The organism is Mobilicoccus massiliensis (assembly GCF_000826525.2).
In the GTDB taxonomy this organism is placed as follows: domain Bacteria; phylum Actinomycetota; class Actinomycetes; order Actinomycetales; family Dermatophilaceae; genus Mobilicoccus; species Mobilicoccus massiliensis.
In genome coordinates this window covers 135,412-161,422 of record NZ_LN651324.1, presented here as the reverse complement: position 1 = coordinate 161,422, position 26,011 = coordinate 135,412, and the positions used below count along the sequence as shown (strand labels likewise).

The window sequence follows — 26,011 nt, the reverse complement described above, 5'->3', positions numbered from 1 at the left end:
ACCACTGATGCCGTGGACCTCACACGTGCGTGTGGACGACGCTGCCTCGACCGGTGAGCGGGATCTGCCAGGTGGGCACGCGACGGTGTCGCACGACGTCGGGGATACGAGCTGCGGCAGCGATGAGTCCGTCCTGGGCCCGTTCCACGGCGGCCATGTCGGCCGGCCTCGCGGCGGCCGCGACCTGAGCGAGCGAGGACACGTCGGCGGCGTCGATGTCGCGAGCTCCGGAGGGCCGGACGACGCTCTCGTGGTCGTGGAACTTGAAGTCACCGCCGTACAACGACCTCGGCATCCGGATCCACGCCGCCGGAATGCCGAACGCGTCGGCCGTGATGACACCGTGCAGGGACGTCGACACGATCGCGCGACAGGAGGCCACCTGGCGGGCCACGGCGGAGGGGCGCTGGGCGACGTCGATGGGCAGCACCGTGTTCGCATGATCGGGATGACCGGAGACGAGGTCGTGGAGCCACTCGTCGTCCGCATGGACGTAGTGCGCCACCACCCCGACGTCGTACGACACGCCCGGCCGCCGAACCCGGCGGGAGACCAGCAACCCAGGATCACCGAGCGCATCCACGTGCGGCGAACCCATCCGGTCCCGCGTCAGATCCCCGCGCAGCGCCAGACAGGTCGCGTCGGGCAACTCGGTACGCCGGTCGTGGACGAGTCCGGTGCCCCACAGGGCTCCCCCGAAGTCGGGCGGCAGGTGCTGCACGAGTGATCCCACACCGACGAGGTCGGCCTGCGCGGGCGGCGTGAGCACCGGCACGATGCCGCAGTCGCGCAGAAGGTAAGGGGTGAGCAGGTCGCCGAAGTTCTTGACCTTCTCCCACCAGAAGGTCGAGACGAGCACGGCATCCGGCCGGCAGGAGGCGTTGAGAACCGCCCGGGCGATGCGCTCGGCCTCGCGCCCCTGGCTGCGTACCCGACCCGTGTAACCCATTCGCGGCCGGGCGACCGTGCGGCCCACGCGCTCGATCGCCGATTCCCACTTGCTCATGGCGTCGACAATAGGCAACGAGGTTCAGTCGAGGATCTAGCCACGCTCAAGCGTCGCCCATGTGTGTCTCCGGAGCTGGGCAGCGTTCAGGCGCCGTGCGGTACGCCGATCGCGTCGAGGAGGACCTGGTCCTTGTAGACCTCGTCGGTGGCGTGCGCTCGCACCCAATCCCGCGCCCGACGACCCATCTGTGCGTAGCGCTCGGCGTTCGCCGGATCCATGACGTCGAGGATCGCGGCCCGCAGGGCCTCCGGCTCGGGAGGAACGACCACGCCGGTCACCCCGTCCTCGATGTAGTCGTGGACACCGGGGGCCTCGGTGACGATGACCGGCTTACCCAACGCCATGGCGTTGAGGTACGACTGCTGCCCCGCCGAGCGCCACCGTTGCTCCAGCGGCACCACCGACGCCCTGCAGCCGGCCAGCAGCGAGACGAACTCCTCGTGCGACACCGGACCGGCCGCGATCTCGGACGCTGCGGAGGGCTGCCACTCACTCGCCACCCGACAGGGGACGTCGGTGCCCGCCAGCGCCTTCTCCAGCAGGGAGTAGTCACGCAGAGAGTTGCCGCCGGCGAACAGATAGTCACCGTCGCTCGTCGGGGTGTCGGGATCGATCGTGGCGGGGAACGGCGTGAAGAGCACCCGGTGCGGGTCCACGCCCCAGAGCTGCGGGAAGGTCTCGACCTCGTCGGAACTGAGGACGGCGTAGCGCACGTGCGGACCGTCGATGAGCCGGACGATGCCCCGCTGCAGGGCGGAGAACCAGCGCGGCGGGATGTGGGTGAGCCGCGAGAGGGCCTGGCTCTCCGGCTGCCACGTGGCATCGGTGACGAGGACGCGAGGACGCTTCGACGGGCGGTTCGTGAGCTTGAGCAGCAGCGCGAAGACGAAATCACGGTAGAGATGACGACGGGTGACAGAGCCGAGAAGCACGACACCTGCCTTGCCTCGGGCGAGTCTCAGCAGACGCCGCAGGTCGCCGGGCGTTCCGAAACGTTCGGTCACGTAGAAGTCGACGTGCTCGCCCCAGCGGGGCGTGGTGCCCCACATGGTGCTCATCACGGGGCGATCCGTGGGCACTGCGTCCTCCGGCAGCGCGCCCTTGCTCGCGTCGTACCGATCACGGTGGTCGGTCACGGGAAGCCTTTCGTCGGTGCGGATGGTCGTGAGTCGCCGTGAGGCATTCGGAGTCGGCGGAGTGGGAAGCACGTCGGCCGGACGCCGGAGGCACGAGCCTCTCACCGCAGAGGTGTCGGCGCGAGAGCGCACGCTCAGGACCGGGAGGTCTCCCCCGCACGGACCCGCTCGCGCCAGGCGTAGAACGACCCCGCGCCGGGCACCGAGCGCAGGGCCCTCGCCTTGAGCTGCAACGGCCGATCCCAGGGCACGAGGGATGAGGCGTCCGCGAACTCGCGGGCCGCGTCCCGGGTACGTCCCTCGCGCAGGGCCGCATCGCCGCGGTCGAGGTAGACGTTCTGCGTCTCCATGCCGGCGACCCGGTCCAGATATCGGCGCTCGTCGTCGGTGAGGTCGGCGTCGTGGCGCTCGCGCACCTGCGCCCGCAACCGGTGCTCGTACTCGGCCATGCGCGCGAGCTGCGCCGACAGGCTGGTGCCGGTGCGCCGGTAGAGCGCGGTGGGCTCGGTCTCGTAGAGGGTCGTCCATCCCGCGAAGGCCGCCCGGACCCAGAAGTCGTAGTCCTCCAGCACGCGCATCTGCGGGTCGAAGCCGCCGATCTCCTCGTGCATCGCGCGCGGGTACACCGAGAGCACCGACACGATGTTGCGCTGCAGCAGCGCGAGCCGGTGCCCCTGCTCGGCCGGGGCCTTACGGGGCAGCACCGTGCGCCGGGGGACGATGCCGGCCGCGCCCATCGTGTACGCGTTGCACGTGACGTACGCCTTCTCGGTGCGCCGTTCCCGCCATCGGGCCACGGCGCGGTCGACGTGGGGCGGCAGGAGGACGTCGTCGGCATCGAGCAACGCGACGAGCTCACCGGACGACGCGGCCACGGCGGCGTTGCGGGCGCTGGACAGCCCCTGGTTCTCCTGGCGCACGACCCGTACGAGGTCGCCGTACGCATCGACGATCGCCGCGCTGCGATCGGTGGGTCCGTCGAGACAGACGACGACCTCGACGTGCGGATAGGTCTGCATGAGCGCGCTGCTGATCGCCTCACCGACCGTGCGCTCCGACTGGTAGACGGGGATGACGACGCTGACGAGCGGGCCGTCGGCCATGGGTCGGTCCTTTCGCCTCGATCCGTGGACGCCGGCGCGATCGACTCGCTGGCGATCGGGCGAGGTCGACGCGAGTCGCACTCACCGGACCGTGCCGGCCGGTCGATCCCACCCTACAGGCCGCCGGTCACGGCCCCGGCGTCCCACCTGCTCGTCGCCTCGCTTGGGGTGCCCGCCGCCGCCGTGTTGGACATATGTCCATTCGCCGTCTTGGACAGATGTCCGAGATGAAATCGCCATCGCTCGTGAGTAGGCTTGTGACGCAATCGGATTCGGGGGGTCCGCCAGTCGTAGCGAAGGTGAGTCCCCTGATGCCCGATCCCCGCGTCTCCGTGCTCGTGCCCGCCTACAAGCGCGCCGACACCATCGTCGCCGCCGTCCGCAGTGCCCTCGATCAGACGTGGACCGACCTCGAGGTGATCGTCGTCGACGACCATTCCGAGGACGGCACCGCCGAGGCCCTCGCCTCGATCGACGATCCCCGTCTGACGCTTCTCACCCATGACTCCAACCAGGGCGGCAACGCGGCACGGCGCACGGCGATCCGAGCCAGCCGCGGCGAGTTCCTCGCGTTCCTCGACGCCGACGACCTGTGGTTGCCGACGAAGCTCGAGAAGCAGGTGCGCTCACTCGAGGAGGCCGGCCCTGGAGCCGGTCTCTGTTACACGTGGTACGACCTGCGCTACCCCGACGGTCGCCTCGAGCCCGGACGCCGCCCGACGGCCGAGGGCCTGCGACTCACCGAACTGCTGCAGGGCAACCTCATCGGCACGTTCTCGTGTGTCCTCGTGCGGCGCGAGGTCGTCGACACCGTCGGTGTCCCCGACCCCACTCTGCGCTCCTGTCAGGACTGGGAGTTCTACCTTCGCGTCAACGAGGCCTACGGGATCACCAGCGTGCCGGAGGTTCTCGTCCACTACTGGCGCGACGACTCCGACGCGGACCGCATCTCGGCGAGCGCCGAGAAGGTGGTCGCCGGCCACCAGGAGGTCTACGCGCGCATCGTCGAGAAGCTCGACGCGTTGCCGCCGCGCGAGGCGTCGGTCGGGCGTCGGTACTTCCTCGAGACGTTCGCCAACCATGCGTCCCTGCCCGGAGTCGCCTCCGTCGCCGCCGACACCCGGCTCCGCGACCTCACGGCGACCGACATCCGGTTCATCGTGCGGATGGCGATGCGGGCAGCCCGCAAGAGCGCCCAGGCCCTGCGACGCTGATCCGTCGGACAGGCGTCATCCCGACACGCCCGGGCCGAACGCCTGTCCGCGCGCGTTCTTCGGTGTGACGCGCCGGTGTGAACGAGCGGGCCCTCAGCGGCGACGGACCAGCGCGATCGACTCACGGGCGCCGCCGATCCCCAGCGAGGTGAGAACGAACAACACCGCGCCCGGAACCGCGATGAGGCCGGCGAGCAGGAGGCCGATCGGGCCGCCGGGAAGAAACGGCGCAGCGAGGAGTTCGAGCGCGAGCGTCACGGCCGCCGCGAGCGCCGCCTGCCAGTACGGCACGTCCCGCATGAACCACCGGATGCGCGTCTGCACGACTCGGCGCACGTCGTAGGAGAGGAACATCGCGCCGGCGAGGTTGCCGAGCGAGGTTCCGGCGACGACGCCGAGCAGGCCGAACGGAAACCAGAGCACGACGCTGAGCAGGACGTTCGCCAGGAGCGAGACGACGCTCTGACGCATCGCCAGCCCGGCGTGGCCGAGCGTGAGGGCCCACGTGCGTCCGACGATGCACACGAGACCGAAGTAGTGACCGGCGAGCAGGATCGCCGCGACGTCACCGGCCAGGGCGTAGCTCTCGGGCAGCCAGGCTCGGACGCCGACGAGGGTGGCCGGCGCACCGACGGCGCACCAGCCCGTGACGGCGACGACCCAGATGTACTGCAGACGCTCGACCTTGCCTCGCGCCTCCGCCGGCCCGACCGCCCCGATCTCGGCGCCGATCAGCGCTTGGATGGGCGCGAGCGCGTTGAGCGGCACCATGCGCAGCTGGTTCGCGAAGTTCGTGCCCTGACCGAACGGCCCCGACTCCTGCGCCGAGACGATGCGCGCCGCGACGAGCTGGTCCTTCTGCGAGGCGAGGATCGCGGCGACGCCGCCGACCTGGATCTTCCAGGCGTAGGCAGAGAACTCCGCCGCCTCCGCACGGGTGATGAGGCCGACCCCTGCGCGGGTGAGGTACCGGATGCCGACGGGCACGGTGATGATCGTGCCCACGACCTGCTGCAGGATCATCGTGACGCCGACGCCGTAGAGACCCCAGCCGTTCTCGATGGTGAGCACGAGCCCGAGCGCGTACACCAGGTGACCCGCGATCACCGCGATCGAGAGGGTCTGGAACCGGTGCCGTGCCGAGACCACCGCGTTGTACAGGTTGCGCAGCAGCAGGAAGGCGACGACGACGGTGAGGGTGACCAGGAGGAACGTGGCCTCCGCCAGGTACGCGTCCTGCAGGTGGAAGAACGCGAGGATAGGCCCGGAGAAGGCCGCGACTGCGACCGAGATGAACACGCCGAAGGCGGCGATGACGATCGAGACCGACCACAGCAGGCGGGTCGTCGCCACCCGATCGTCACGACCGGCGTAGATCGTGAAGTAGCGAAGCGCCGACTGGCCGATACCGCCGTCGAACTGGCTGAGCAGCATCGTCACGGCCGTGATGAGCATGAAGATGCCGTACCGGGCGTCTCCCAGCCCGCGGATGATGTACGGGGTCATCCCCAGGTTGATGACCAGGGGGATGAACTGCGAGATCGCACTCCAGGAGGTGCCGCTGACGAGGGTGCGGGCCGACCCGCGGGAGGCGCCGCCCGGAACCTCGGCCGCCGGGGGCGGCGTCACGATCGGGTCGGGTTCGTGCTCCTCTGCCGGTGGCTGGGCCCCCGTCATCGGCTTCGGGAATCGTGTTCGGCGGTCCGTGGCACGGGGTTCATCGTAGAGGCCGTGAGCGCGCATGGCGCGCACCCGTGCCTGGGCCGGGCACCGCGCCGCACGCCCCCGTGGCTCGCCGAGGCCCGCGGAATGCCCTTGCACCCGAGCACGATCCCCACTGCCGTCGTGCGGATGTGGGGCGGCGACGCCCATCGAGGTAGGGTCTGCTGCGACCGCCTCCCGCCCACCGTCCCCTGCCGAGGAGTCACCAGTGTCCGCCCGTTCAGATCACGGTGAGCCCGTCGGGCCGATGACCTCGGTGCTTCGGCACCCCTTCCTCGTCGCGTTGTGCCTCGCTCTGGGTCTCGCGCTCGGCGTCGGTACCGCCCTCGCGATGCCCGCCACCCACACCGCCGAGGCGCGGGTGGCCGTCGTGCCCGCCGACAGCAACGCCTACACCGTGGCCGGTTACCCGGTCGGTGCGCAGAGCCTGGCGGCCGACTACGCCCGGTGGGTCCAGAACCGCGCGACCGACGGGTCCTGGGCGCCGGCCGGCACCAGCAAGGTGAGCGCCTCCCCCATCCCCGACTCCGCGGTCATCCGCATCGAGGTCGAGTCGCAGGATCGCGACGCCGCCGTCGCGGGCGCCGAGCAGGTGGCGAACACGCTCATCTCGACGGTCGCCGGCGCCAGGTCCGGCCACGACCCGGAGTCTGCCTACAAGGAGTTCCAGAGCATCGCCCCCAAGGTCGCGGCCGCACGGGGTGATGTCTCGGAGGCAGAACGCGTCTACGCGCTCGCCAGGGGCGCCGACGCGCGGGAGCGCGCGAGCGAGGCGTTGCAGAAGGCCCAGGTCGCGCTCGCCGAGCTGCAGCTCAAGCAGGACGCCGCGGGCGAGCTGTACCGCAAGCTGTTCGTCGACGTCGCCGGCAACAGCACGCTCAAGGTCGTCGCGCCGCCGGCCGTCCAGGGCGACGCGGCTCGTTCCGGGCTGATCCGGTACGGCATCGTCGGCCTCGGTGCGGGCGCGCTGCTCGGCCTGCTGCTCGCGGTGCTCGTGGACCGGCGTCGCGCCGGCCGAGCCCGCCGCCGGGTCGAGGACCCCGGTGTCGGGTGACCCGATGACGCCTCCGGCCGACGCCGCCTCGCACGACACCGCGTCCGCCGTGCCATCCCAGGCACGACAGGCAGACGGGCTCCGCGCCGGCGACCGGCCGTCGCGCGAGTCCCTGCGCGACGTGCCGCTCGCGTTCTGGCTTCTCGTGTCGGCCCTCCTGCTCAACGTCTTCTCGGGACGCTGGGGCGAGATGGGCATCCCACTCGGCCCCGACCGGCTGCTGCTCGTCGGCGGCCTGCTCCTCCTGCTGCTGGACCCGAGGATTCCCCGCCCGCGCCCCCGGCTCCTTCACGGGGCGATGCTGCTGTTCATCGCCTGGACCGCGGCGTCGATGATCCTCCACGGGGCACTCGGCACGGCCTCGATCTTCGCGGTGCTCGACCGCGTCGTCATGCCGTTCGTGCTCTTCGCCACCGCGCCGATGCTCCTCAGGAGCCGGCTTGAGCGCCTTCTGTTCCTGCGCGGGCTCGGCCTCCTCGGCGTGTACCTGTCGCTGACCGCGCTCTTCGAGTCCGCGGGTGTGTCGGCACTGGTGTTCCCGCGGTACATCGAGGTGCTCAAACGGCTGCCGGAACTCGGTGACAACGCGATTCGCGCCGGCGGCCCGTTCGTCTCCGGAGAGGCGAACGGTATGGCGCTCGCCCTGTGCGCCGTGGCCGCGTTCCTGCTCGCGCGCCTGGACCGGGGTGGATGGCGTGTCTTCGGCCTCGTCGTCGGTCCGCTGGCGACGGCGTGCTCGGTGCTGTCGATGACCCGCTCGGTGTGGCTCGGCGTCGCCCTCGCGGCCCTCGTCGTCGTCGGTTCTCGCCGGGGCCTGTGGCCGTGGGTGCCGTTCATGGCGATCGCCGCCGCGATCCTCGCCGTCGCGGGGGTGGCCGCGGTGCCGGACGTCGTCGAGAACATCGCGACGCGGGGATCGACGTCCCGGTCCCTCAACGACCGCCAGAACTCCAACGTCGCCGCCGTGCGAGCGATCGGCGAGCACCCCCTCGCCGGCGTCGGGTGGGGGCGATTCGTCGAGGTGGGGCCGGACTGGGTGCGTCAGGCCGACACCTACCCCGTGACCACCGTGAACATCGAGGTGCACAACGTCGTCCTCAGCCGGGCCGCGGAGCTCGGGCTGCCGGCGGCGGCACTGTACGTCGGGATCCTCCTCGCCGGCCCCGGTGCCGCGGCGATTCGACGCCGCCGGGACGACCCCGAGGCGGAGGACTGGCGCACCGCCACCCTCGCGGCCGGGCTCATCTGGTTCGTGCCGGCGATGACGAGCCCGATCCCGTATCCGTTCCCCACGTTCGTGTTCTTCACGCTCGCAGGGCTCGTCTGGGCGTTCCCCCCGCCGAGGGCGCGCACGACGAACGGCGACGAGAACGACCACGTGAACGGCGGGGATGTCGCGCAGAGCGGCGTCACCCGTGTCGAGGAATACGTCGAGGAGTACAAGGAGTAGCCGTGCCGCTCAAGGACTTCGCCCGCTCGCTGCGTGACGGCATCCTCGCGCGGGAACGACTCCGGCGGGCCAACCCGGGGGCCTGCGTCGCCGGCACGGTCATGTTCGCCGGTGACGCCCGGCGCACCCGCCTGGCGAAGGACGTATCGGTGCTCGGGCCGACCGCGTTGTTCGTCACCGACGGCGGCGGTCTCACCGGTGCCTCGCTGGAGGTGGGCGAGCGCACCTACATCGGCGAGTTCAACAACATCCGGTGTGCCGGCGCGTCCATCCGCATCGGTCGCGACTGCCTCGTGAGCCAGCACATCACGATCGTCGGCAGCAACCACGGCACCGAGCCGGGGACGCCGATCGTCGATCAGCCCTGGCACGGCGACGGCGTCGTCGTCGGTGACGACGTCTGGATCGGCGCGGGCGCGGTGATCCTGCCCGGCACCCGTCTGGGCGACGGCTGCGTGGTCGCCGCGAACTCGACGGTCAAGGGCGAGATTCCGCCGAACTCGGTCGTCGCGGGCTCCCCGGCACGAGTGCTGCGCACCCGCTGAGACCCGCGCACACGCCTCCGCCTCGCACGCGACCGACAACCGCCACCGGCACTGCCACCGGCACCCAGCAGGCGCACCCGACATGGAAGACGGGATGGCAGCGAACCCGGGGTGATCACCCCCGTTCGGCTGCCACCTCACCTTCCATCACGGCGACGCCGTGGACGGCTTGCCGTAGTTCGGCGCGATGACCTCCACCTTGTCCCAGGGGAAGTTCTCGAGCTGCTTGTAGGTGGGCGTGCCGCCGAGGATCTTCGGCCATGGATCGGTGCCGGTCTTCTGCTTCCACGGAATGCCGGACTCGGCCATCACCGCCACCGAGCCCGCCGTGTCGACGACGATGAACCCGTACTTCTGGGCGGCCTTGGCGACGGCCTTGCCGAGCGGGGTCAACTGGAGACTGTCGACGTCGAGGTTCGGATCGAGGCGCAGCCGCGCACCCTCGGGGATGGCATCGGGCGAGGCATCGGGACCGTCGCTGCGTTGGGCGGGGTACCAGAACCGGTCCCAGCGCGCCGGGCTGATGAGCGCGATGCCGATCGCGTGATCGATCTGCTTGCGGCGTGCCTCCTCGACCGTGATCATCGAGCCGGTCGTGACGAGCCCGGAGGCGCTGACGCCGTAGGGGGCGGGAAAGTAGCCGGGCGAGGTGGAGACATGGTCGATCCGGCCGCCCCAACACGCCGACCAGCCCTTGTCGGCGCGCTTCATCACCCAGAACTCCCAGAGCTGGTCGGTGGAGGGCGACCAGAGGGTGATCGTGGAGTCGGTCCCGACGGAGGTGCGCGCGTCCTCGGGCACCGGGACGTCGACGAAGTGCTTCGCACCGTCGAAGAGCCCGGGCGGGGTGCTCCCCTTGTCCTGGCAGTCGTCGAACTCGACCGTCGTGCGCGGGGTGCTCTCGTCGACGACGTAGAGGACGGGGTTGTACTGGTGCGTGTTGAGCCCGGCGATGCCCCCGTAGTGGGGCTCGATCTGCGAGCGCAGGTTGTCGATCATCGCAGGCGAGCGCGGGGCGACGGGCGCGCCGGTGAGGTCGACGCGAAAGACGTCGTCGGGACCGAAGGACGGGTACGCACCGAGTTGCCCGGCCGTGGGCTTCGGCGTCGGCGGGGGCGGCGGCGGAGGTTCCGGTGGCCGGCCGAGGAAGGTGGCGAGGAGCCCGAGGACCGCGAGGAGGACGACGACGACGCTCCCGATGATGAACGCCGATCGCTTGCGCGCGGAGGCATCCCGGCCGGGGGCGTTCGAGACGTGGTCGGGGCCCGAACCGTTCTCGGCGTCGACCGCACCTCGTGTCGCGTGGTCCTCGCCGGCCGGACCCTCGTGGCTCGCGTCGCCGCGCCCGTTCTCCTGACGGGCGCTCATCGGCCCGTCACCGTGGCGGGAACGCCGACGTAGGTGCGCCCGGGCTCGGTGTCGGTGGCGACGACTGCGTTCGCGCCGATGCCGCAGCCGTCGGCGACGTGCACGGGACCGAGAACGGCCGCGCCGGCACCGATCTCGACGTCATCGCCGATGGTGGGGCCGGGGCGGGAATCCCGTACGCCGAGCGACACGCGGTGGTAGATCGTCACCCCCGAGCCGATGCGGCAGGTCGAATGGATCATGAGGCCGCGACCGGCGTGCGGCAGCCGCAGACCCGGGCCGATCCACACCATCGTCGGGATCTCCGAGCCCATGAGCCCACGCACCCAGACCGCGTCGGCGAGGGCGACGACCCGGCGCAGCACGAGCGCGACCGGCCCCCGGCAGCGATACAGCACCTGACCGGCGCGAACGATCGCGACCGTGAGGCGCCACCACGGGTAGGGGTTGCGTGGGAGGTCGGAGGCGAGGAGGGCGCGGTACTGCGCGATGCCCTCGGCGAGCGGCCAGCCACGACGACCGGGATCGACGGTGGCCGGTCTCGGTGATGACGGGCGTGCGGGAGGTCGTGTGTGCGTCATGCGGCCGGATCGGGTCGGCGGATCGGAGTCGACACGTTCTTCACTCTAGTGCCGTCCCCGGGCCGGGCCGAACACGCCGCTAGGCTGGCGTCGATGCTGCAGGACCCAATGACGATGCCGCTGAGAGGAGTCGGGTCGTGAACGCTGGTGACGACGGCACGAGCGCGGATGCGGCGGTGATCATCCCGGCCTACGACGAGGAGCGCGTCATCGGCCGGTGCCTGGAGGCCCTGACGCCTCACACGCAACCCGGCTCGTCCCCCCGCGTGGAGGTCGTCGTCGCGGCGAACGGGTGCCACGACCGCACGGCCGACGTGGCGCGCAGCCATCGCGGGGTGACGGTCCTCGACATCCCCATCGGATCGAAGTCGCTGGCCCTCAACGAGGGAGACGGGGCCGCCTCGGCGTTCCCCCGGATCTATCTCGATGCCGACATCGCACTGTCGCCGGAGGCGCTGCCGGCCCTGGTGGCGGCCCTCTCGGGACCCGAGCCGCTCGTGGCCGCGCCCCGCATCCGGTTCGACCTGTCGCGTTCCTCGTGGCCGGTGCGCGCCTTCTACCGGGTGTTCTCCGAGCTGCCCTACGTCAAGGACGGTCTCGTCGGGCTCGGCGTGTACGGGCTGTCGCGTGCCGGGCGGGAGCGTTTCGAGCGCTTTCCCGACCTCGTGGCCGACGATCTCTACGTGCAACGCCTCTTCGCCCCGGAGGAGCGGCGCGTGACCTCGGGAACGTTCACCGTCGCCGCCCCGCGCACCCTGAAGAGTCTGCTCGCGGTGCGGGTACGAGTGGCCAAGGGCAACGCGGGCCTGGCCGCCCACGACGACGACGCGAAGTTCGCCGCGAGCACCACCTCGACCGGCCGAGCGCTCGTGGATCTCCTTCGCCGCCGGCCCACCCTCGCCCCATCGGTGGCCGTGTACCTCGCGGTGACCCTCGCCGCCCGCGCGCGAGCCCGGCGTCGAAGCGCCCGACACGCCGGTACGTGGGAGCGCGACGACTCCACCCGAAGCTGACGAGCCTCCGAAGCCGCGGCGCATCCCGGCAGACACGATCGGTCGAAGAAGGGACCACCATGACCGTCGCCTACCTGACGAGCCAGTACCCGGCGTTGTCGCACACGTTCATCGAGCGGGAGGTGCGTGCCGTCCGTGACGCCGGGGTGGACGTCGCCACGTTCAGCGTGCGGCCCTGCCCGCCCGACGAACTGCGTTCGGAGGCCATGCGCGAGGACGCCGAGCAGACCCCGACGCTGCGCGGCTCGTCCCTGTCGACGTGGGCGAGGGCACACGCGAGCCTCGGTCGGCGCAACCCCCGGGTGTTCGCGGCAGGGCTGCGGCGCGCCCTCGCCTCCGGACCCCGGACGCCGAAGGGCCGCACGTGGCAGCTCTTCTACCTCGCCGAGGCCGTCCTGTTGTACGAGCGCCTGCGCGCACGGGGCATCACGCACGTCCACGCGCATTTCGCCAACGTCGCGAGCGATGTCGCCCGCCTGGTGGCCTACCTCGGGCAGGTCGAGGACGGGCCGGGCTCGCCGTGGCGGTGGTCCCTCACCATGCACGGGCCGACGGAGTTCGAGGCCGTCGAGGCGTTCGACCTGCCGGCCAAGGTGCGCTCGGCCGACGGCATCGCCTGCATCAGCGACTTCTGCCGCAGCCAGCTCATGCGGTTCGTCGAGCCGGATCACTGGGACAAGATGGACGTCGTCCGGATGAGCGTCGACGCGGCGCGCTACCGGCCCGCCGACGACGCGGCCATGCAGGCCCGACAGACGGATGATCCGTCTGCGGGGGGTGGGGACGCCACCGGCCGGCCGCTGCGCCTGTTGTACGTCGGCCGGCTCGTACCGGAGAAGGGCTCCCCCGTGCTGCTCGACGCCATCGGCCGGCTCACCGACGAGGGCGTGCCCACGACGACTCGGATCGTGGGGGCCGGCGACCTGCGCGACTCGCTCGACACCGCCATCCGCGCGCGGGGTCTGGGCGAGCGGGTCGAGCTCGTCGGTCCGGTGGGTCAGGACCACCTGCCCGAGCTCTACCGCGAGAGCGACGTCTTCGTGCTCCCGAGCTTCTCCGAGGGGTTGCCCGTCGTGCTCATGGAGGCCATGGCCACGGGAATCCCCGTGGTGACGACGCAGATCGCGGCCGTCGGCGAGATGGTCCAGGACGGTGTGCAGGGACGCGTCGTCCCGGCCGGGCGGGCCGACCTGCTCGCCGACGCGATCGCCGATCTCGCACGCGATCCCGCCCGGCGCCGCGAGATGGGCCGGGCGGGTCGCGAGACGATCCTCGCCGAGTTCGTTCCCGAGGTGACCGGACCGGCGATGGCGCGGTTCCTGCAGGGAGTACGTCCGGCGCGCTGACGCGCGTCGTTCACCGATCGGTGGGCGGCAGACTCCTCACCGCGTAGCGGTCGGTGTGGCGGATGCGGTCGGCGTGGTGGTGGGCGTCGGCTCGCTCGGCGCGTCCTCCGGCTTGCCGTGGTCGGCCTCGATGAGTTCGACGCGCTCCCACGGGAACTTCGCCAGGGCCAGGTACGACGGCCCGCCGAGGAGCACGTCCCACGGGTTGAGGCCGGTCCGGCGCTCGTCGGGGCGGCCGGACTCGGTCGCGATCGCCACGGCCCCTCCGATGTCCGAGACGATGAACCCGTACTTCTGCGCGGCTCGCGCCACGGCCTGCCCGAAGGTCGTCAGCCCGAGCGTGGTCACGTCGATCGACGGGTCGAGGCGCAGTCGCTGACCCTCCATGGGCACGTCCTCCGCGTCGGTGCGCCCGTCGGTGCGGTTGGCCGGGTAGCTGAACCCGAGCGCCTTCGCCTCGGTGACCGTGAGGTAGAGGGCGTGGTCGATCTGGCCCCGGGCGGCCTCCTGGATGCTCACGACGCCACCTGCCATCGCCAGCCCGGAGGCGGAGACGCCGAAGGGTGCCGGGAACGCGCCGTGCGAGCTCTTGACGTCGTCGATCCGCCCGCCCCAGCACGCCTCCCATCCGCCGGTGGACGTGCGGCGCATGACCCAGAACTCCCAGAGCTGGTCGGTGCTCGGGTCGTAGACGCCGAGCTGGGCGTCGGTCCCCGTCGCGGGCACGGCCCCGTCGGGGATCGGCACGTCGACGAAGTAGCGCGGGCCGTCGTAGAGGCTCGTCGGGATCCAGCCCTTGTTCTGACAGTCGTAGAAGCTCACCGTGTGGCGGGGCGTGGTGGGCGTCGCGGTGTAGAACGCAGAGTTGTACTGGTAGGCGTTGACGCCCGCGGAGTAGCCGTAGCCCCCGTCGATGTTCTTGCGCAGGCGCTCCATGACCGCCCCGGAGTTCTCGGCGCGGGGGGCGTTCGTGAGGTCCTGGTGGAACACGCTGGAGCCGCTCAGGGGGATGAGGGAGGCCGACGGGAGGTCGATCGCCGCCGTGGGATCGGTGGAGGTGACCTCGATCCCGGCGATCATCGGAAGATCGGCCCGTGCCGGGAACTCGAGGGTGAGCATGCCGTCGGTGACCGGGGTGTCGAACACCACGTCATGGGCTGCGCGAGGTCCGGCGGCGGCGACGATGTCGACACCCGTGGCCACCGTCTTCCCCTCGGCGCGCACGTCGAACACCCGCTTGCCGGGCTCGGTCCAGTACCCCTCGGCGAGCAGCAGACGCACGCGGTAGTCGGCGGCGGCGGAGACGGGGACCAGCATCCCCTTCATGCCGAACGCCGAGGTCCGGTAGAGCGCGTCCTCCTCGGTGTTCGCGACCTCCTTGCCGACGAGGTTGGTGTTGAGACGCGTTGAGCCGAAGCCCGGGCCGCGGCGACGCCACGTGTTGCCGGCGGAGTCGACGACGTCGGTGGACGCGGCCACCATGCGGGAGGCGAACGTCTGCACCTTCTTCGGCGGGACGGGTGCCTCCTTCACCTCGGTGACCTCGATGGCGGTGACGACCGCGAGGTCGGCCTTCGCGGTGAAGCGCAGGTCCAGCGTGCCGTCGGCGACGCCCACGAGGAACGACACGTCGAACGCGGTGCCCTTGCCGACGGACCGGAAGATGTCGACGTCGCTCGCGGCGGGCAGGTTCTCGGCGGAGATGTCGAAGACGCGCTTGCCGGGGGCGCTCCAGTACGGCTCGGCGGTGAGCACACGCACCTGGTAGGTGCCGGGGCGCGGCACGGCGAGCCGGTAACCGGTCACGCCGATGGCGCCCACCTGGTAGAGGTCGTCCCGCTCGGTGCCGATGATGTCGGCGTTCTGCAGCAGGAGCGTGGAGCGGTTGGTGCCCAAGGAGGACGATCGCGGGTCCCACTTGACGCCGGTGCTGTCGGTGTAGGGCGTCCACCGCGCCGTCATGCGCGAGACGAAGGGTGCCGGCTCCTGGGCGACGGCCGGGGCAGCCGGCGAGGCGACCAGGAGTGCGAGCAGGGATGCGAGAACGGCGGCGAGGGCACCGGGAAGAGTTGCGCGCGCTGGGCGCGAGGGTGGGTGGGGGTGCGGGGAACCGTTCAGCGTTCCCCCGCTGGGAGACGGGCGGCGACCACGGGTCGCCGCCCGTGGGGCGGGCGGGGTCATCGGGCGAGCAGGCGATCGTCACCTCCCGACGGGTGGTGCGGGCGATCGGAGAGTCACCGGCAGGATCGACTGCCGGGCGCCGACCGTCGGGCGGTCTCCGGCGAGGTCGACGGCAGGGTGAACACGTCGCGGTCGCGACGACTCACCGGCTCAGCGCTTGCCGTAGTCCTTGGGCAGGACCTGCATCGAGGCCCAGGGGAAGCCCTGCATGGCCTGGTAGTCGGGGCCGGCGAGCAGCTTGTCCCACGGGTTGACGCCCGTGCGGGCCTTCTCGGCGTTGCCGGACTCGGTGACGACGGCGACCGCGCCCGCTCTGTCGGTGACGACGAAGCCGTACTTCTGCGCCGCCTCGGCGATCATCCGAGCAACGGGCGTCATCGGAATCGTCGACAGATCGAGTTCGGGATCCAGGCGCACCCGCTGCCCCTCCATGAGGGCGTTCGGGTCGGTCGAGTGCCCGTCGGTGCGGTTGGCCGGCCAGGAGAAGTTGCTCCACTTGGCGGGCTCGATGATCGCGAGATACATGGCGTGGTCGATGCGGCCACGACGGAACTCGTCGATCGAGATGACACCGGGTGTCATCGCCAGGCCCGAGGCCGTGGCGCCGTAGGGCGCCGGGAAGATGCCCTGGTTCTGCGAGACACGGTCGATGCGGCCGCCCCAGCAGGCGCGCCAGGTGCCACCCGCCTGCTTCTCCGTGACCCAGAACTCCCAGAGCTTGTCGGCCGCGCGGTCGTAGATCGTCACCTGCTTGTCGGTGCCCGTGGCGGGAACCGCGTCAGCGGGGATCGGCACGTCCTCGAAGTACTTCGGACCGTTGAACAGCTCGGACGGGGTGTAGCCCTTCTTCTGGCAGTCGTAGAACGCGACGCGGGTCTTCTTCTGGTTGCGCGGCACCTCGTAGAAGGAGTTGTTGTACCGGTAGGCGTTGAGCGCGGCGACGCCACCCCAGTGGTTCTCCACCTGGGCGAGCAGATGCGCGCTCGCGGCCGCGGAGTTGGCGGCCAGCGGCGCCTTGCTGATGTCGGTGTAGTAGAAGCTGCCGGGCGAGAGCGCGACCTTGGGCCGCGGGGCCGGCATCGGGGCGACCGGGACGGTGGAGGTCACCTCGACGCCCGAGACGATCGGCAGATCCGCCTTCGCCGTGAACTCGAGGTCGAGGAGTCCGTCACGCACGGGCACCGTGAACGTGACGTCGTACGCGGCGTTCTTTCCGACCGCCTTGACGATGTCGACCCCGGTCGCGACCCGGCGTCCTTCGGCGCTGACGTCGAAGACGCGCTGGCCGGCACGATCGAAGTAGTTCTCGGCGAGCAGCAGGCGAACGCGGTAGGTGGCAGGGGCGGGCACGCCGAGGCGGTACCACTTCACCCCGGGAGCGGTCGTGCGGTAGAGGTTGTCATCCGCCGTGCGGGCGACATCGCCGGTGATACGGCCCGTCCTCCACGAGCCGAGCGTCGCAGGACGGCGGGACCAGGTCGCACCGGACGCGGACTTCACCGGCCCGGCCGCCGCGACCACCCGCGAGGTGAACACCGACCTGGCGGGCGCGGCCTTGACGACCTTCTTCGCGACCGGCTTCTTGGACGCGGGCTTCTTGGCGGCGGGCTTCTTGGGCGCGGGCTTCTTCTTGGCGACGGACTTCTTGGCGACCGGCTTCTTCTTGGGGGCCGGCTTCTTCTTGGGGGTGGGAGCCTTCGCGCTCACGGACGCCGACGCGACACGCGGAGCGGCCTCCGCGAGCGCAGCGGTCGAGACGAAGACGGGCAGGGCGAGGACACCGCACGTGAGTGCGGCCAGACGACGAGACATAGCGGCAGGGGCCTTCCGTGGCTGTGGAGCATGCGTCCGCTCTCCTGGCGGCACCCATCTCTTCGGCATCGAAGGCCCGACGATGAGCCGTGACGCCCGATTCCTGCCCCGATCGAACGGTGCCCCGCCCGCCCGATTCGCACTCCGTCGCGACGACGTCGCAGCTCAGCGCACGAGTCGCGCGTCAGCGCACGGGTCGTGCGCGACGCCACCTCAACCAGGCCGGCGGGCCCTGCACGAGATACCGGCGGGCGAGACGCTTCGGCTCCTGAACGAGGCGGTAGGCCCACTCCAGGCCTCGGTTCTGCATCCAGCCGGGAGCACGTGAGACCTTGCCCGCGAGAAAGTCCGCCGAGGCGCCGAACGCCAGCAGCAGACGGGCTCCGGTCGCGTCGCCGTAGGTCTGGATCCACAGCTCCTGCCGGGGCTTGCCCAGCGCCACGTTGAGGATGTCGATCCCGGCCTCGTCGATCTCGGCGGCCAGCCGGCCGGATCCCTCGGCCGAGTCGACCACCTCGCGGGACGGCGCCCAGAACCTCACCTCGGGCAGGCGCGGGTAGCGCTCCTTCAGTGTCGGGCGTAGTGCTTCGTGGGACTCGGGCGTGCCACCGAGGAACCCGACCGTGAGCTGCTCGTCCTCGGCGATGCGCAGGATGTCGGGAAGCAGATCGGCCCCGGTGAGGCGCGGCCACTCGATCTTGGACACCCGGGAGGCGTGCCCGGCGATCGGCGCGCCGTCGGCCAGCATGATCCAGTCGACCCCGCTCTCGTCCGGGTCGTTCTCGAGGGGAATCCGCCCCTTGCCGAAGTGGTGCAGGTGGTCGAGGTTGATCGAGCCGATCGCCACCGCCGGCTCCGACGGTGCCGTCTCCCCCGCGACCGTGTCTCGTAGGTGGTCGAGCAACGGATCGGGCTCCCAGTGCTGCACCTGCACCCCGGCAGCACCGACGACAGGGCGTCGCCGACGAGCGGCGACCCCGGGAGATCGGTCATGGGACCGACGGGGAAACGACATGCCATTCTCCTCCAGGCTGGAGACACGGCCGAACGGGTGAACGACCTCTCGTGGATCCGTATGCGGTCCAACACTTTCCAGAGTAGGGGCGACGCGTGAGATCTCCACGCACCTCACCGGATGAGCATTGCGCCGTCATCGCGCGGTCATCTTCGCGTCACGCAGCGCCTCTGCGCGCCGCCCCGGACGGCGCGACGGGCCCCACAGCGAGTCGCTGTGAGGCCCGTCGTGTGTGGACCCGGTGGGTCACTTCTCCAGTTCTGCGGCCTGGCGCTCGACGTCGTCGAGACCACCGCACATGAAGAACGCCTGCTCCGGAATGTGGTCGTAGTCGCCGTCGCAGATCTTGGTGAACGCCTCGATGGTGTCCGAGAGCGGAACCGTCGAACCCTCGATACCGGTGAACTGCTTGGCCACGTAGGTGTTCTGCGAGAGGAACCGCTGGATGCGGCGAGCCCGGTTGACGAGGATCTTGTCCTCTTCGGAGAGCTCGTCGATACCGAGGATCGCGATGATGTCCTGCAGCTCCTTGTTGCGCTGCAGGATCCCCTTGACGCGCACGGCCGTGTCGTAGTGCTCACGGCTGATGTAGCGCGGGTCGAGGATGCGGCTCGTCGAGGTCAGCGGGTCCACGGCCGGGTAGATACCGAGCGAGGCGATCTCACGGGAGAGCTCGGTCGTGGCGTCGAGGTGCGCGAACGTCGTGGCCGGCGCCGGGTCGGTGTAGTCGTCCGCGGGCACGTAGATCGCCTGCATCGAGGTGATCGAGTGGCCACGGGTCGAGGTGATGCGCTCCTGCAGGACGCCCATCTCGTCGGCGAGGGTCGGCTGGTAGCCCACCGCGCTCGGCATGCGGCCGAGCAGCGTCGAGACCTCCGAGCCGGCCTGCGTGAACCGGAAGATGTTGTCGATGAACAGGAGCACGTCCTGCTTCTGCACGTCGCGGAAGTACTCCGCCATCGTCAGCGCCGAGAGAGCGACACGAAGACGGGTGCCCGGGGGCTCGTCCATCTGACCGAAGACGAGGGCCGTCTGCCCGAGGACGCCGGCCTCCTCCATCTCGACGATAAGGTCGTTGCCCTCACGGGTGCGCTCACCGACACCGGCGAACACCGACACACCACCGTGGTCGCGGGCCACACGGGCGATCATCTCCTGGATGAGCACCGTCTTGCCGACGCCCGCGCCACCGAAGAGACCGATCTTTCCACCCTGGACGTACGGGGTGAGCAGGTCGATGACCTTGATGCCCGTCTCGAACATCTGGGTCTTGGACTCGAGCTGGTCGAACGGCGGAGCAGAACGGTGGATGCCCCACCGCTCCTTGATGTCGAGGTGCTCGCCCGTACCGACGAGGTCGAGGCAGTCGCCCGTCGCGTTGAACACGTGACCCAGGGTGACGTCGCCGACGGGAACCGTGATCGGGCCACCGGTGTCGCGCACCTCCTGACCACGCACCAGGCCGTCGGTCGGCTGCAACGAGATCGCACGAACCATGTTGTCGCCGATGTGCTGAGCGACCTCGAGGTTGATGCGCTTGGACTCCCCGCCCAGGTCGACCTCGGTGAAGAGGAGGTTGTACTGGTCGGGCATCTCGTCGGCGGGGAACTCGACGTCGACGACCGGGCCGATGATCCGGCTCAGACGACCCACGCCGCCCTCGGTCTCACCCGAGGTCGTGGTCTCGACAAACGAAGTAGACATACCGTGCGTACTCCCTGCTCTCTCTTACTTGGAGTCCGCGAGGGCGTTGGCGCCGCCCACGATCTCGCTGATCTCTTGGGTGATCTCCGCCTGGCGTGCCTCGTTGGCCAGCCGGGTGTAGGTCTTGATGAGCTCGTCGGCGTTGTCGGTGGCCGACTTCATCGCGCGCTGGCGGGCAGCGAGCTCCGAGGCCGCCGCCTGCAGCAGGCAGTTGTAGATCCGGTGGGTGACGTACTGCGGCAGCACCGCGTCGAGCACCTCTTCGGCGTTCGGCTCGAACTCGTACAGCGGCAGCATCTCGGTCGGCTTCGCGGTGCGCCCGCGCGTCTCGTCGGAGGCCTCGTCGGCGTCGACCACCTGGATCGGCAGCAGCCGCAGGTTCTGTGGCTCCTGGGTCACCATGGTGCGGAACCTCGTGTAGACGACGTGGACCTCGTCGACCGACCCCGGGTTCTCCTTGTCGAGGAACGCCGTGAGCAGCGTGTCGCTGATCGACTTCGCCGTCTCGAACGTGGGCGCGTCGGTCGAGTCCTCCCACGACTCCGCGAACTCGCGGTGACGGAAGTTGTAGTAGCGGATGGCCTTGCGTCCGACGAGGTAGGGCACGACCTCCTTGCCCTCGCTGCGCAGGCGCTCGATGAGGCGCTCGCTCTCCTTGAGCACCGACGAGGCGTAGGCGCCGGCGAGGCCGCGGTTGCTCGTCAGGACGAGCACGGCGACGCGCTTGGGGTCCTCCGGCTCGGTGAGCATGGGGTGCTCCACCTCACCGTGGGACGCGACGGCCGAAAGCGCCCGCGAGAGGGCGGTCGAGTACGGCGTGGTGTCGTCCACCCGCTGCCTCGCCTTGACGACGCGCGAGGCCGCCATGAGCTCCATCGCCCGAGTGATCTTCTTGATCGAGCTGACGGAGCGGATGCGCTGCCGGTAGACCCGGATCTGCGCTCCCATGTGTTTCCGCCCTTCCTGGTTCGTGACTGCTCTCGATGCTGCCGGCGGTCACCCGCCGCGGGGACGACCGGTGCCGGCTCGCGGGCCGGCCGTCCCCTGGTCGTCCGCTCAGTGACGGACGATCTGCTCCTGGTCGCTCTCGCGAGCCTCTTCCTCACCCAGGTCGTCCTGCACCGCGACCTGCGGGTTGTCCTCGCCCGGACGGAAGTTGCGCTTGAAGGCGTCCATGGCCTCTTCCATCGCCTGCTTGGTCTCGTCGGCGAGCTTCTTGCTCTCGCGGATCGCCTCGAGGATGCCGCCGTGGTTGCGACGCACGTCGTCGATGAACTCCGCCTCGAAGCGGCGCACGTCGGAGGTCTCGATGTCGTCGAGCTTGCCGGTGGTACCGGCCCACACCGCGACGACCTGCTCCTCGACCGGCATGGGCGAGGACTGCGGCTGCTTGAGCAGCTCGACGAGGCGCGCACCGCGGGCGAGCTGCGCCCGGGAGGCCGCGTCGAGGTCGGAGGCGAACATCGCGAAGGCCTCCATCGCGCGGAACTGCGCGAGGTCGAGCTTGAGACGACCGGAGACCTCCTTCATCGCCTTGATCTGCGCGGCACCACCGACTCGCGACACCGAGACACCCACGTCGATCGCGGGGCGCACGTTGGCGTTGAACAGGTCGGCCTGCAGGTAGATCTGGCCGTCGGTGATGGAGATGACGTTCGTCGGGATGTACGCCGAGACGTCGCCGGCCTTGGTCTCGATGATCGGCAGACCGGTCATCGAGCCCGCGCCCATGTCGTCCGACAGCTTGGCGCAACGCTCGAGCAGGCGGCTGTGCAGGTAGAACACGTCGCCGGGGTAGGCCTCACGGCCCGGCGGGCGACGCAGCAGCAGCGACACGGCGCGGTAGGCCTCGGCCTGCTTGCTCAGGTCGTCGAACACGATGAGCACGTGCTTGCCCTTGTACATCCAGTGCTGGCCGATGGCCGAGCCGGTGTAGGGCGCGAGGTACTTGAAGCCCGCGGCGTCGGAGGCGGGGGCCGCGACGATGGTCGTGTACTCCATCGCGCCGGCCTCCTCGAGGGTGCCGCGCACCGAGGCGATCGTCGAGCCCTTCTGGCCGATGGCGACGTAGATGCAGCGGACCTGCTTCTCGGGGTCGCCCGACTCCCAGTTGGCCTTCTGGTTGAGGATCGTGTCGACCGCGACGGTGGTCTTACCCGTCTGACGGTCGCCGATGATGAGCTGACGCTGACCGCGGCCGATCGGGATCATCGAGTCGACGGCCTTGATGCCGGTCTGCAGCGGCTCGTGCACCGACTTGCGCTGCATGACGTTGGGGGCCTGGAGCTCGAGCTCGCGGATGTCCTCGCTCTCGATCTCACCCAGGCCGTCGATCGGCTGACCGAGGGGGTTGACCACGCGGCCCATGAACGCGTCGCCGACCGGGACCGAGAGGACCTCGCCCGTGCGCTTGACGGTCTGGCCCTCCTCGATGCCGGCGAAGTCGCCGAGGACGATGACACCGATCTCGTGGACGTCGAGGTTGAGCGCGAGGCCGAGGGTGCCGTCCTCGAACTGCAGCAGTTCGTTCGCCATGGCCGAGGGCAGGCCCTCGACGTGGGCGATGCCGTCACCGGCGTCGACGACCCGGCCGACCTCTTCGCGGGTGGCCGCGTCGGGCTCGTAGGACTGAACGAAGGAGTCCAGTGCGGCCCGGATCTCCTCCGGACGGATCGTAAGCTCCGCCATCGTTTCGTCTCTCTCCTGTCAGCTCCTCCGGCGGGGGCCGGGTGAGAAGCGGTGTGCTGCTGTGGTCTGGGTGGCGGCTGCCCGCCGGTGGGGTCGGGACTCAGCCCGCGCCCATGGTGCGACGGACGTCGTGGAGGCGCCGCGCGATGGTGCCGTCGATGATCTCGTCGCCGATGTTCACCTTGAGCCCGCCGATGACGGAGGGGTCGACGACGCCGGTGACGAACACGCTGCGGCCGTACAACTTGGACAGACCCTCGGCGAGGCGGGCCCGCTGCCGGTCGTCGAGCTCGACGGCGCTGGTGACGACCGCCGTGATCTGCTGTCGGCGCCGGGCCGCGATCTTGAGCTGTCGCCAGATGGCCGCCGAGTACTTGCGACCCCGCGGGTGCAGGATCGGGCGCTGCGCCAACCACACCGTGTCGGGCAACGTGCGCCCGGCCAGCAGGTCGACAACGAGCTTGGCCCGCAAGGACGCGTCGACGTCGGCCCGCGAGATCGCGCTCGCCAGCTCGTGGTCGGAGGCGACCAGACGCTCGAAGCGGAAGAGCTCGTCCTCGACCTTGTCGAGCACTCCGTCCTTCTCCGCGGCCGCGAAGACCGCGTCGATGCCGAGACGCTCGAGAGCGTCGACGAGATCCTGCTCCTGCGCCCAGCGGCCGGCCGCGACCTCCTCGACGATGCGCAGGGCCTCCGGGGAGACCTTGCCCTCGAAGAGGGAGTGCGCGAGCGCCCGCTTGGGGCCGGCGTCCCGCGACGGGTCGGACAGGGCCCGACGCAGCGGCAGGTTGGAGTCGACGGATTCTCCGATGGCGAAGATCTCACCCGCGAGGGTGCGGGCGTCGACGCCGGAGAGGACCTCGCTCAAGGTCTTCTCGGCGGCAGCCCACGATCCGCGCGAGGGGCCCTCCATCAGCGATCGCTCCCCTCAGGTCCCGTGAGGGACTCGCGGCGCACGTCGCCGGCCTCGAGATCGGCGAGGAACCGCTCGACGATGCCCTTCTGACGGGCCTCGTCGTGCAGGGACTCACCGACGATGCGGCTCGCGAGATCGGTCGAGATGCGGCCGACCTCGCCACGAAGCTGGGTGAACGCCTGCTGGCGCTCGGCCTCGATCTGCTTGTGCGCGGTCTCGGTGATGCGCGCGGCCTCGGCCTGCGCCTCGCCACGCATCTCGGCGATGATGCTCGCACCCTGCTCGCGCGCCTCCTCGCGGATGTGCGCGGCCTCGGTGCGGGCCTCGGTCAGCTGCTGCTCGTACTGACGCTTGGTCTGCTCGGCCTCGGCGAGAGCACGCTCGGCCCGGCCCATGTCGCCCTCGATGGCCTCGGCGCGCTCGGTGTACGCACGCTCGAGGTTGGGGACGACCTTCTTCCAGATGACGGCGAGCAGCACGAGGAAGACGACGAGGCCGAAGACGAGTTCCCCGGTGTGGGGAAGGATCGGCAGGCCTTCGCCGGTGTCACCGCCACCGCCGCCTGCGGCGGGTGCGAGCGCCACGACGTGCTGCGTCAGGCTGTTGTGCACGGGTTTCTCCTAGGACCGGGCTTCTGCTCCGTCCCGCCGAAGCGGGGACGGCCTGAAGTGGTGAGGTGGGCGCGCGCTGCGCGCCGGCTCACTGGATGAAGTAGAGGACGAAGCCCAGGATGGCGAGCGCCTCGGCGACGGCGAAGCCCAGGATGGCGAGCGGCTGGAGGACGTTGCGGGCCTCCGGCTGACGGGCGACACCGTTGATGAGCGCGGCGAAGATGAGGCCGACGGCGAGCGCCGGGCCGAGCGTCGAGATGCCGTAGCCGACGAGGGACAGGGAGCCGGTCATGGTGATGCGTTCCTTTTCGTGGGACGTTCCGGCGCGGGTCGCCGGGAGTTCGGAGTGCTATTCGGTTGTGGTCGCGACGCCGAGGCGTCGAGGTCGAGAGGCCGACTCAGTGGTCGTCGGCGAGCGCCGTGGCGATGTAGGACGCCGTGAGCAGCGTGAAGACGTAGGCCTGCAGGAACTGGATCAGCAGCTCGAACACGGTCATGAGTACGCCCATGCCGAGCGAGGCGACGCCGGCGGCCTTGAGCAGGCCCTCTCCGTGGAAGAGGAGGAACTCGCCACCGAGGATGAAGAGCACGAGCACCATGTGGCCGGCGAACATGTTGCCGAAGAGACGCAGGGCCAGGGTGAGCGGCCGAGTGATGAAGTACGTGATGAGCTCGAGCACGAAGATGACCGGCGCGATCCACAGGGGCAGGCCCGGCGGGATCATGTGCTTGAAGTAGCCGAAGAGGCCGTACCGCTTGAGCCCCACGTAGTGGTAGGCGATGTAGGCCACGAGGGTGAGGGCGATCGGGAACCCGATCCGCGCCATCGGCGGGTTCTGGAAGGGCGGGATGACGCCCATGAGGTTGTTCACGAGGATGAACGTGAAGAGCGCGAAGAGCAGAGGGAGGAACCGCTTGAAGTGGGCTCCGCCGATCATGTCGCGCGCGATGCTGTTACGCACGAAGTTGTAGAGCAGTTCGAGGTAGTACTGCTTGCGGCTCGGCACGGCGGCGGCGCCACTTGACATCCACAGCGTCATGCCGCCGACGAACAGACCTGCGATGAGCAGCAGCGCCATCGGACGGGTGAAGGCCCAGGCCCCGGAGCCGATCAGCGGCTGCCAGAAGTCCGTCGGGTTCGGCGGCGTGAAGACCCCCTCACCGCCGGCCATCACTGCACTCGATGCCGTCATCGAGATGACGTTCACTGGCTCTCCTCGTTCGTTGTGATACCGGCGGAGACGACCTCGGAGGAGGCAGGATCCGCGTTGTGGCGCTCAGGGCACGGGTCACCCGACGCAGTCGGGGCGGGTGTTCCGTCACCGTATCGAAGCCAGATGACATAGATGGCCAAAGCCACGCCGCTCAGGATGCCGACAGCGACGATCCAGGTCGTGCCCAGCCACCGGTCCAGACCATATCCGATGCCGCCGAAGGTCAGGGGTCCCGCGAGAAGGTAGGCGGTCACACCCGTCGCTGCCTCGGTCTCGATCCCCTGCCCACGGATCTCGGACTCGGCGAGCGTGGAGCCCGCGCGAGGGCC

23 protein-coding genes are annotated in these 26,011 nt (G+C 70.1%); 6 read left to right on the top strand and 17 right to left on the bottom strand.

Annotated elements, in window-relative coordinates:
• Positions 1 to 19: 19 nt before the first annotated feature.
• From BN1197_RS01695 to BN1197_RS01685, 3 genes are all read right to left on the bottom strand, one after another.
• Positions 20 to 1,006 (bottom strand): polysaccharide pyruvyl transferase family protein, encoded by a 987-nt coding sequence (locus tag BN1197_RS01695; RefSeq protein WP_040155557.1) that lies wholly within the window; start codon positions 1,004 to 1,006, stop codon positions 20 to 22.
• A gap of 86 nt (positions 1,007 to 1,092) precedes the next feature.
• Positions 1,093 to 2,145, bottom strand: coding sequence for a glycosyltransferase (locus BN1197_RS01690; protein WP_052465851.1), 1,053 nt, complete (start codon positions 2,143 to 2,145; stop codon positions 1,093 to 1,095).
• Between the two features lie 134 nt (positions 2,146 to 2,279).
• Positions 2,280 to 3,248: a glycosyltransferase family 2 protein gene (locus BN1197_RS01685; protein ID WP_040155556.1), complete on the bottom strand. Its 969-nt coding sequence runs from the start codon at positions 3,246 to 3,248 to the stop codon at positions 2,280 to 2,282.
• Positions 3,249 to 3,559: 311 nt separating this feature from the next.
• On the opposite strand from BN1197_RS01685, the gene BN1197_RS01680 reads away from it, so the two are divergent.
• Complete coding sequence (locus BN1197_RS01680; RefSeq protein ID WP_052465850.1) at positions 3,560 to 4,462, top strand: glycosyltransferase family 2 protein; 903 nt, start codon at positions 3,560 to 3,562, stop codon at positions 4,460 to 4,462.
• Between the two features lie 93 nt (positions 4,463 to 4,555).
• Here BN1197_RS01680 and BN1197_RS01675 read toward each other — a convergent pair whose 3' ends face one another.
• A complete protein-coding gene (locus tag BN1197_RS01675) occupies positions 4,556 to 6,139 on the bottom strand; it encodes a lipopolysaccharide biosynthesis protein (protein WP_040155554.1) in 1,584 nt (527 codons plus the stop codon).
• 253 nt (positions 6,140 to 6,392) lie between these two features.
• On the opposite strand from BN1197_RS01675, the gene BN1197_RS01670 reads away from it, so the two are divergent.
• Genes BN1197_RS01670 through BN1197_RS01660 form a run of 3 tightly spaced genes read left to right on the top strand, consistent with a single transcriptional unit; the run spans position 6,393 to position 9,233 of the window.
• Positions 6,393 to 7,238, top strand: a complete 846-nt coding sequence (locus BN1197_RS01670; protein WP_040155553.1) for a YveK family protein — start codon at positions 6,393 to 6,395, stop codon at positions 7,236 to 7,238.
• Positions 7,239 to 7,242: 4 nt separating this feature from the next.
• Positions 7,243 to 8,688 carry an O-antigen ligase family protein gene (locus BN1197_RS01665; RefSeq protein ID WP_141397175.1) on the top strand — a complete coding sequence of 482 codons (1,446 nt, stop codon included), beginning with the start codon at positions 7,243 to 7,245 and terminating at the stop codon, positions 8,686 to 8,688.
• Between the two features lie 2 nt (positions 8,689 to 8,690).
• Positions 8,691 to 9,233: an acyltransferase gene (locus tag BN1197_RS01660; RefSeq protein ID WP_040155548.1), complete on the top strand. Its 543-nt coding sequence runs from the start codon at positions 8,691 to 8,693 to the stop codon at positions 9,231 to 9,233.
• 147 nt (positions 9,234 to 9,380) lie between these two features.
• Here BN1197_RS01660 and BN1197_RS01655 read toward each other — a convergent pair whose 3' ends face one another.
• Positions 9,381 to 10,601: a hypothetical protein gene (locus BN1197_RS01655; RefSeq protein ID WP_052465849.1), complete on the bottom strand. Its 1,221-nt coding sequence runs from the start codon at positions 10,599 to 10,601 to the stop codon at positions 9,381 to 9,383.
• Positions 10,598 to 11,182, bottom strand: coding sequence for a serine O-acetyltransferase (locus BN1197_RS01650; RefSeq protein WP_052465848.1), 585 nt, complete (start codon positions 11,180 to 11,182; stop codon positions 10,598 to 10,600). The genes BN1197_RS01655 and BN1197_RS01650 overlap by 4 nt, the downstream gene beginning before the upstream one ends.
• Before the next feature lie 137 nt (positions 11,183 to 11,319).
• On the opposite strand from BN1197_RS01650, the gene BN1197_RS01645 reads away from it, so the two are divergent.
• Both BN1197_RS01645 and BN1197_RS01640 read left to right on the top strand, forming a co-directional pair.
• Positions 11,320 to 12,195, top strand: coding sequence for a glycosyltransferase (locus BN1197_RS01645; protein ID WP_052465847.1), 876 nt, complete (start codon positions 11,320 to 11,322; stop codon positions 12,193 to 12,195).
• Positions 12,196 to 12,254: 59 nt separating this feature from the next.
• On the top strand, positions 12,255 to 13,541 hold the full coding sequence (locus tag BN1197_RS01640; protein ID WP_040155546.1) for a glycosyltransferase family 4 protein: 1,287 nt from the start codon (positions 12,255 to 12,257) through the stop codon (positions 13,539 to 13,541).
• A 36-nt stretch (positions 13,542 to 13,577) separates the two neighbouring features.
• Here BN1197_RS01640 and BN1197_RS01635 read toward each other — a convergent pair whose 3' ends face one another.
• From BN1197_RS01635 to BN1197_RS01580, 11 genes are all read right to left on the bottom strand, one after another.
• The gene (locus tag BN1197_RS01635) at positions 13,578 to 15,503 is read right to left on the bottom strand and encodes a malectin domain-containing carbohydrate-binding protein (RefSeq protein ID WP_052465846.1); all 1,926 of its coding nucleotides are present in this window, start codon (positions 15,501 to 15,503) and stop codon (positions 13,578 to 13,580) included.
• A gap of 369 nt (positions 15,504 to 15,872) precedes the next feature.
• Positions 15,873 to 17,534, bottom strand: coding sequence for a malectin domain-containing carbohydrate-binding protein (locus tag BN1197_RS01630; RefSeq protein ID WP_052465845.1), 1,662 nt, complete (start codon positions 17,532 to 17,534; stop codon positions 15,873 to 15,875).
• 184 nt (positions 17,535 to 17,718) lie between these two features.
• Complete coding sequence (locus BN1197_RS01620; RefSeq protein WP_082043527.1) at positions 17,719 to 18,549, bottom strand: WecB/TagA/CpsF family glycosyltransferase; 831 nt, start codon at positions 18,547 to 18,549, stop codon at positions 17,719 to 17,721.
• Positions 18,550 to 18,795: 246 nt separating this feature from the next.
• Positions 18,796 to 20,253: a F0F1 ATP synthase subunit beta gene (gene atpD / locus BN1197_RS01615; RefSeq protein WP_040155543.1), complete on the bottom strand. Its 1,458-nt coding sequence runs from the start codon at positions 20,251 to 20,253 to the stop codon at positions 18,796 to 18,798.
• A gap of 24 nt (positions 20,254 to 20,277) precedes the next feature.
• Entirely contained in the window at positions 20,278 to 21,201 is a 924-nt protein-coding gene (locus BN1197_RS01610) for a F0F1 ATP synthase subunit gamma (protein WP_040155540.1), read from the bottom strand.
• Positions 21,202 to 21,309: 108 nt separating this feature from the next.
• The gene (gene atpA, locus BN1197_RS01605) at positions 21,310 to 22,941 is read right to left on the bottom strand and encodes a F0F1 ATP synthase subunit alpha (protein WP_040155537.1); all 1,632 of its coding nucleotides are present in this window, start codon (positions 22,939 to 22,941) and stop codon (positions 21,310 to 21,312) included.
• A 100-nt stretch (positions 22,942 to 23,041) separates the two neighbouring features.
• On the bottom strand, positions 23,042 to 23,854 hold the full coding sequence (locus BN1197_RS01600; protein WP_040155535.1) for a F0F1 ATP synthase subunit delta: 813 nt from the start codon (positions 23,852 to 23,854) through the stop codon (positions 23,042 to 23,044).
• A complete protein-coding gene (locus BN1197_RS01595) occupies positions 23,854 to 24,468 on the bottom strand; it encodes a F0F1 ATP synthase subunit B (RefSeq protein ID WP_082043526.1) in 615 nt (204 codons plus the stop codon). The genes BN1197_RS01600 and BN1197_RS01595 overlap by 1 nt, the downstream gene beginning before the upstream one ends.
• Positions 24,469 to 24,556: 88 nt before the next feature.
• Positions 24,557 to 24,766 (bottom strand): F0F1 ATP synthase subunit C, encoded by a 210-nt coding sequence (locus BN1197_RS01590; RefSeq protein WP_425437364.1) that lies wholly within the window; start codon positions 24,764 to 24,766, stop codon positions 24,557 to 24,559.
• 100 nt (positions 24,767 to 24,866) lie between these two features.
• Positions 24,867 to 25,676, bottom strand: coding sequence for a F0F1 ATP synthase subunit A (gene atpB / locus BN1197_RS01585; protein WP_315969794.1), 810 nt, complete (start codon positions 25,674 to 25,676; stop codon positions 24,867 to 24,869).
• Positions 25,673 to 25,936 (bottom strand): AtpZ/AtpI family protein, encoded by a 264-nt coding sequence (locus BN1197_RS01580; protein WP_217991128.1) that lies wholly within the window; start codon positions 25,934 to 25,936, stop codon positions 25,673 to 25,675. The genes atpB and BN1197_RS01580 overlap by 4 nt, the downstream gene beginning before the upstream one ends.
• Positions 25,937 to 26,011 lie beyond the last annotated feature (75 nt).

Excerpts from the sequence above, each read along its gene's own strand:
- BN1197_RS01685 (WP_040155556.1), bottom strand. The coding sequence starts at position 3,248 with ATGGCCGACGGCCCGCTCGTCAGCGTCGTCATCCCCGTCTACCAGTCG.
- BN1197_RS01640 (WP_040155546.1), top strand. The coding sequence starts at position 12,255 with ATGACCGTCGCCTACCTGACGAGCCAGTACCCGGCGTTGTCGCACACG.
- BN1197_RS01650 (WP_052465848.1), bottom strand. The coding sequence starts at position 11,182 with ATGACGCACACACGACCTCCCGCACGCCCGTCATCACCGAGACCGGCC.
- BN1197_RS01600 (WP_040155535.1), bottom strand. The coding sequence starts at position 23,854 with ATGGAGGGCCCCTCGCGCGGATCGTGGGCTGCCGCCGAGAAGACCTTG.
- atpA (WP_040155537.1), bottom strand. The coding sequence starts at position 22,941 with ATGGCGGAGCTTACGATCCGTCCGGAGGAGATCCGGGCCGCACTGGAC.
- BN1197_RS01695 (WP_040155557.1), bottom strand. The coding sequence starts at position 1,006 with ATGAGCAAGTGGGAATCGGCGATCGAGCGCGTGGGCCGCACGGTCGCC.
- BN1197_RS01655 (WP_052465849.1), bottom strand. The coding sequence starts at position 10,601 with ATGAGCGCCCGTCAGGAGAACGGGCGCGGCGACGCGAGCCACGAGGGT.
- BN1197_RS01630 (WP_052465845.1), bottom strand. The coding sequence starts at position 17,534 with ATGTCTCGTCGTCTGGCCGCACTCACGTGCGGTGTCCTCGCCCTGCCC.
- BN1197_RS01665 (WP_141397175.1), top strand. The coding sequence starts at position 7,243 with ATGACGCCTCCGGCCGACGCCGCCTCGCACGACACCGCGTCCGCCGTG.
- atpD (WP_040155543.1), bottom strand. The coding sequence starts at position 20,253 with ATGTCTACTTCGTTTGTCGAGACCACGACCTCGGGTGAGACCGAGGGC.
- BN1197_RS01620 (WP_082043527.1), bottom strand. The coding sequence starts at position 18,549 with ATGTCGTTTCCCCGTCGGTCCCATGACCGATCTCCCGGGGTCGCCGCT.
- BN1197_RS01610 (WP_040155540.1), bottom strand. The coding sequence starts at position 21,201 with ATGGGAGCGCAGATCCGGGTCTACCGGCAGCGCATCCGCTCCGTCAGC.
- BN1197_RS01635 (WP_052465846.1), bottom strand. The coding sequence starts at position 15,503 with ATGACGGCGCGGTGGACGCCCTACACCGACAGCACCGGCGTCAAGTGG.
- BN1197_RS01675 (WP_040155554.1), bottom strand. The coding sequence starts at position 6,139 with ATGACGGGGGCCCAGCCACCGGCAGAGGAGCACGAACCCGACCCGATC.
- BN1197_RS01680 (WP_052465850.1), top strand. The coding sequence starts at position 3,560 with ATGCCCGATCCCCGCGTCTCCGTGCTCGTGCCCGCCTACAAGCGCGCC.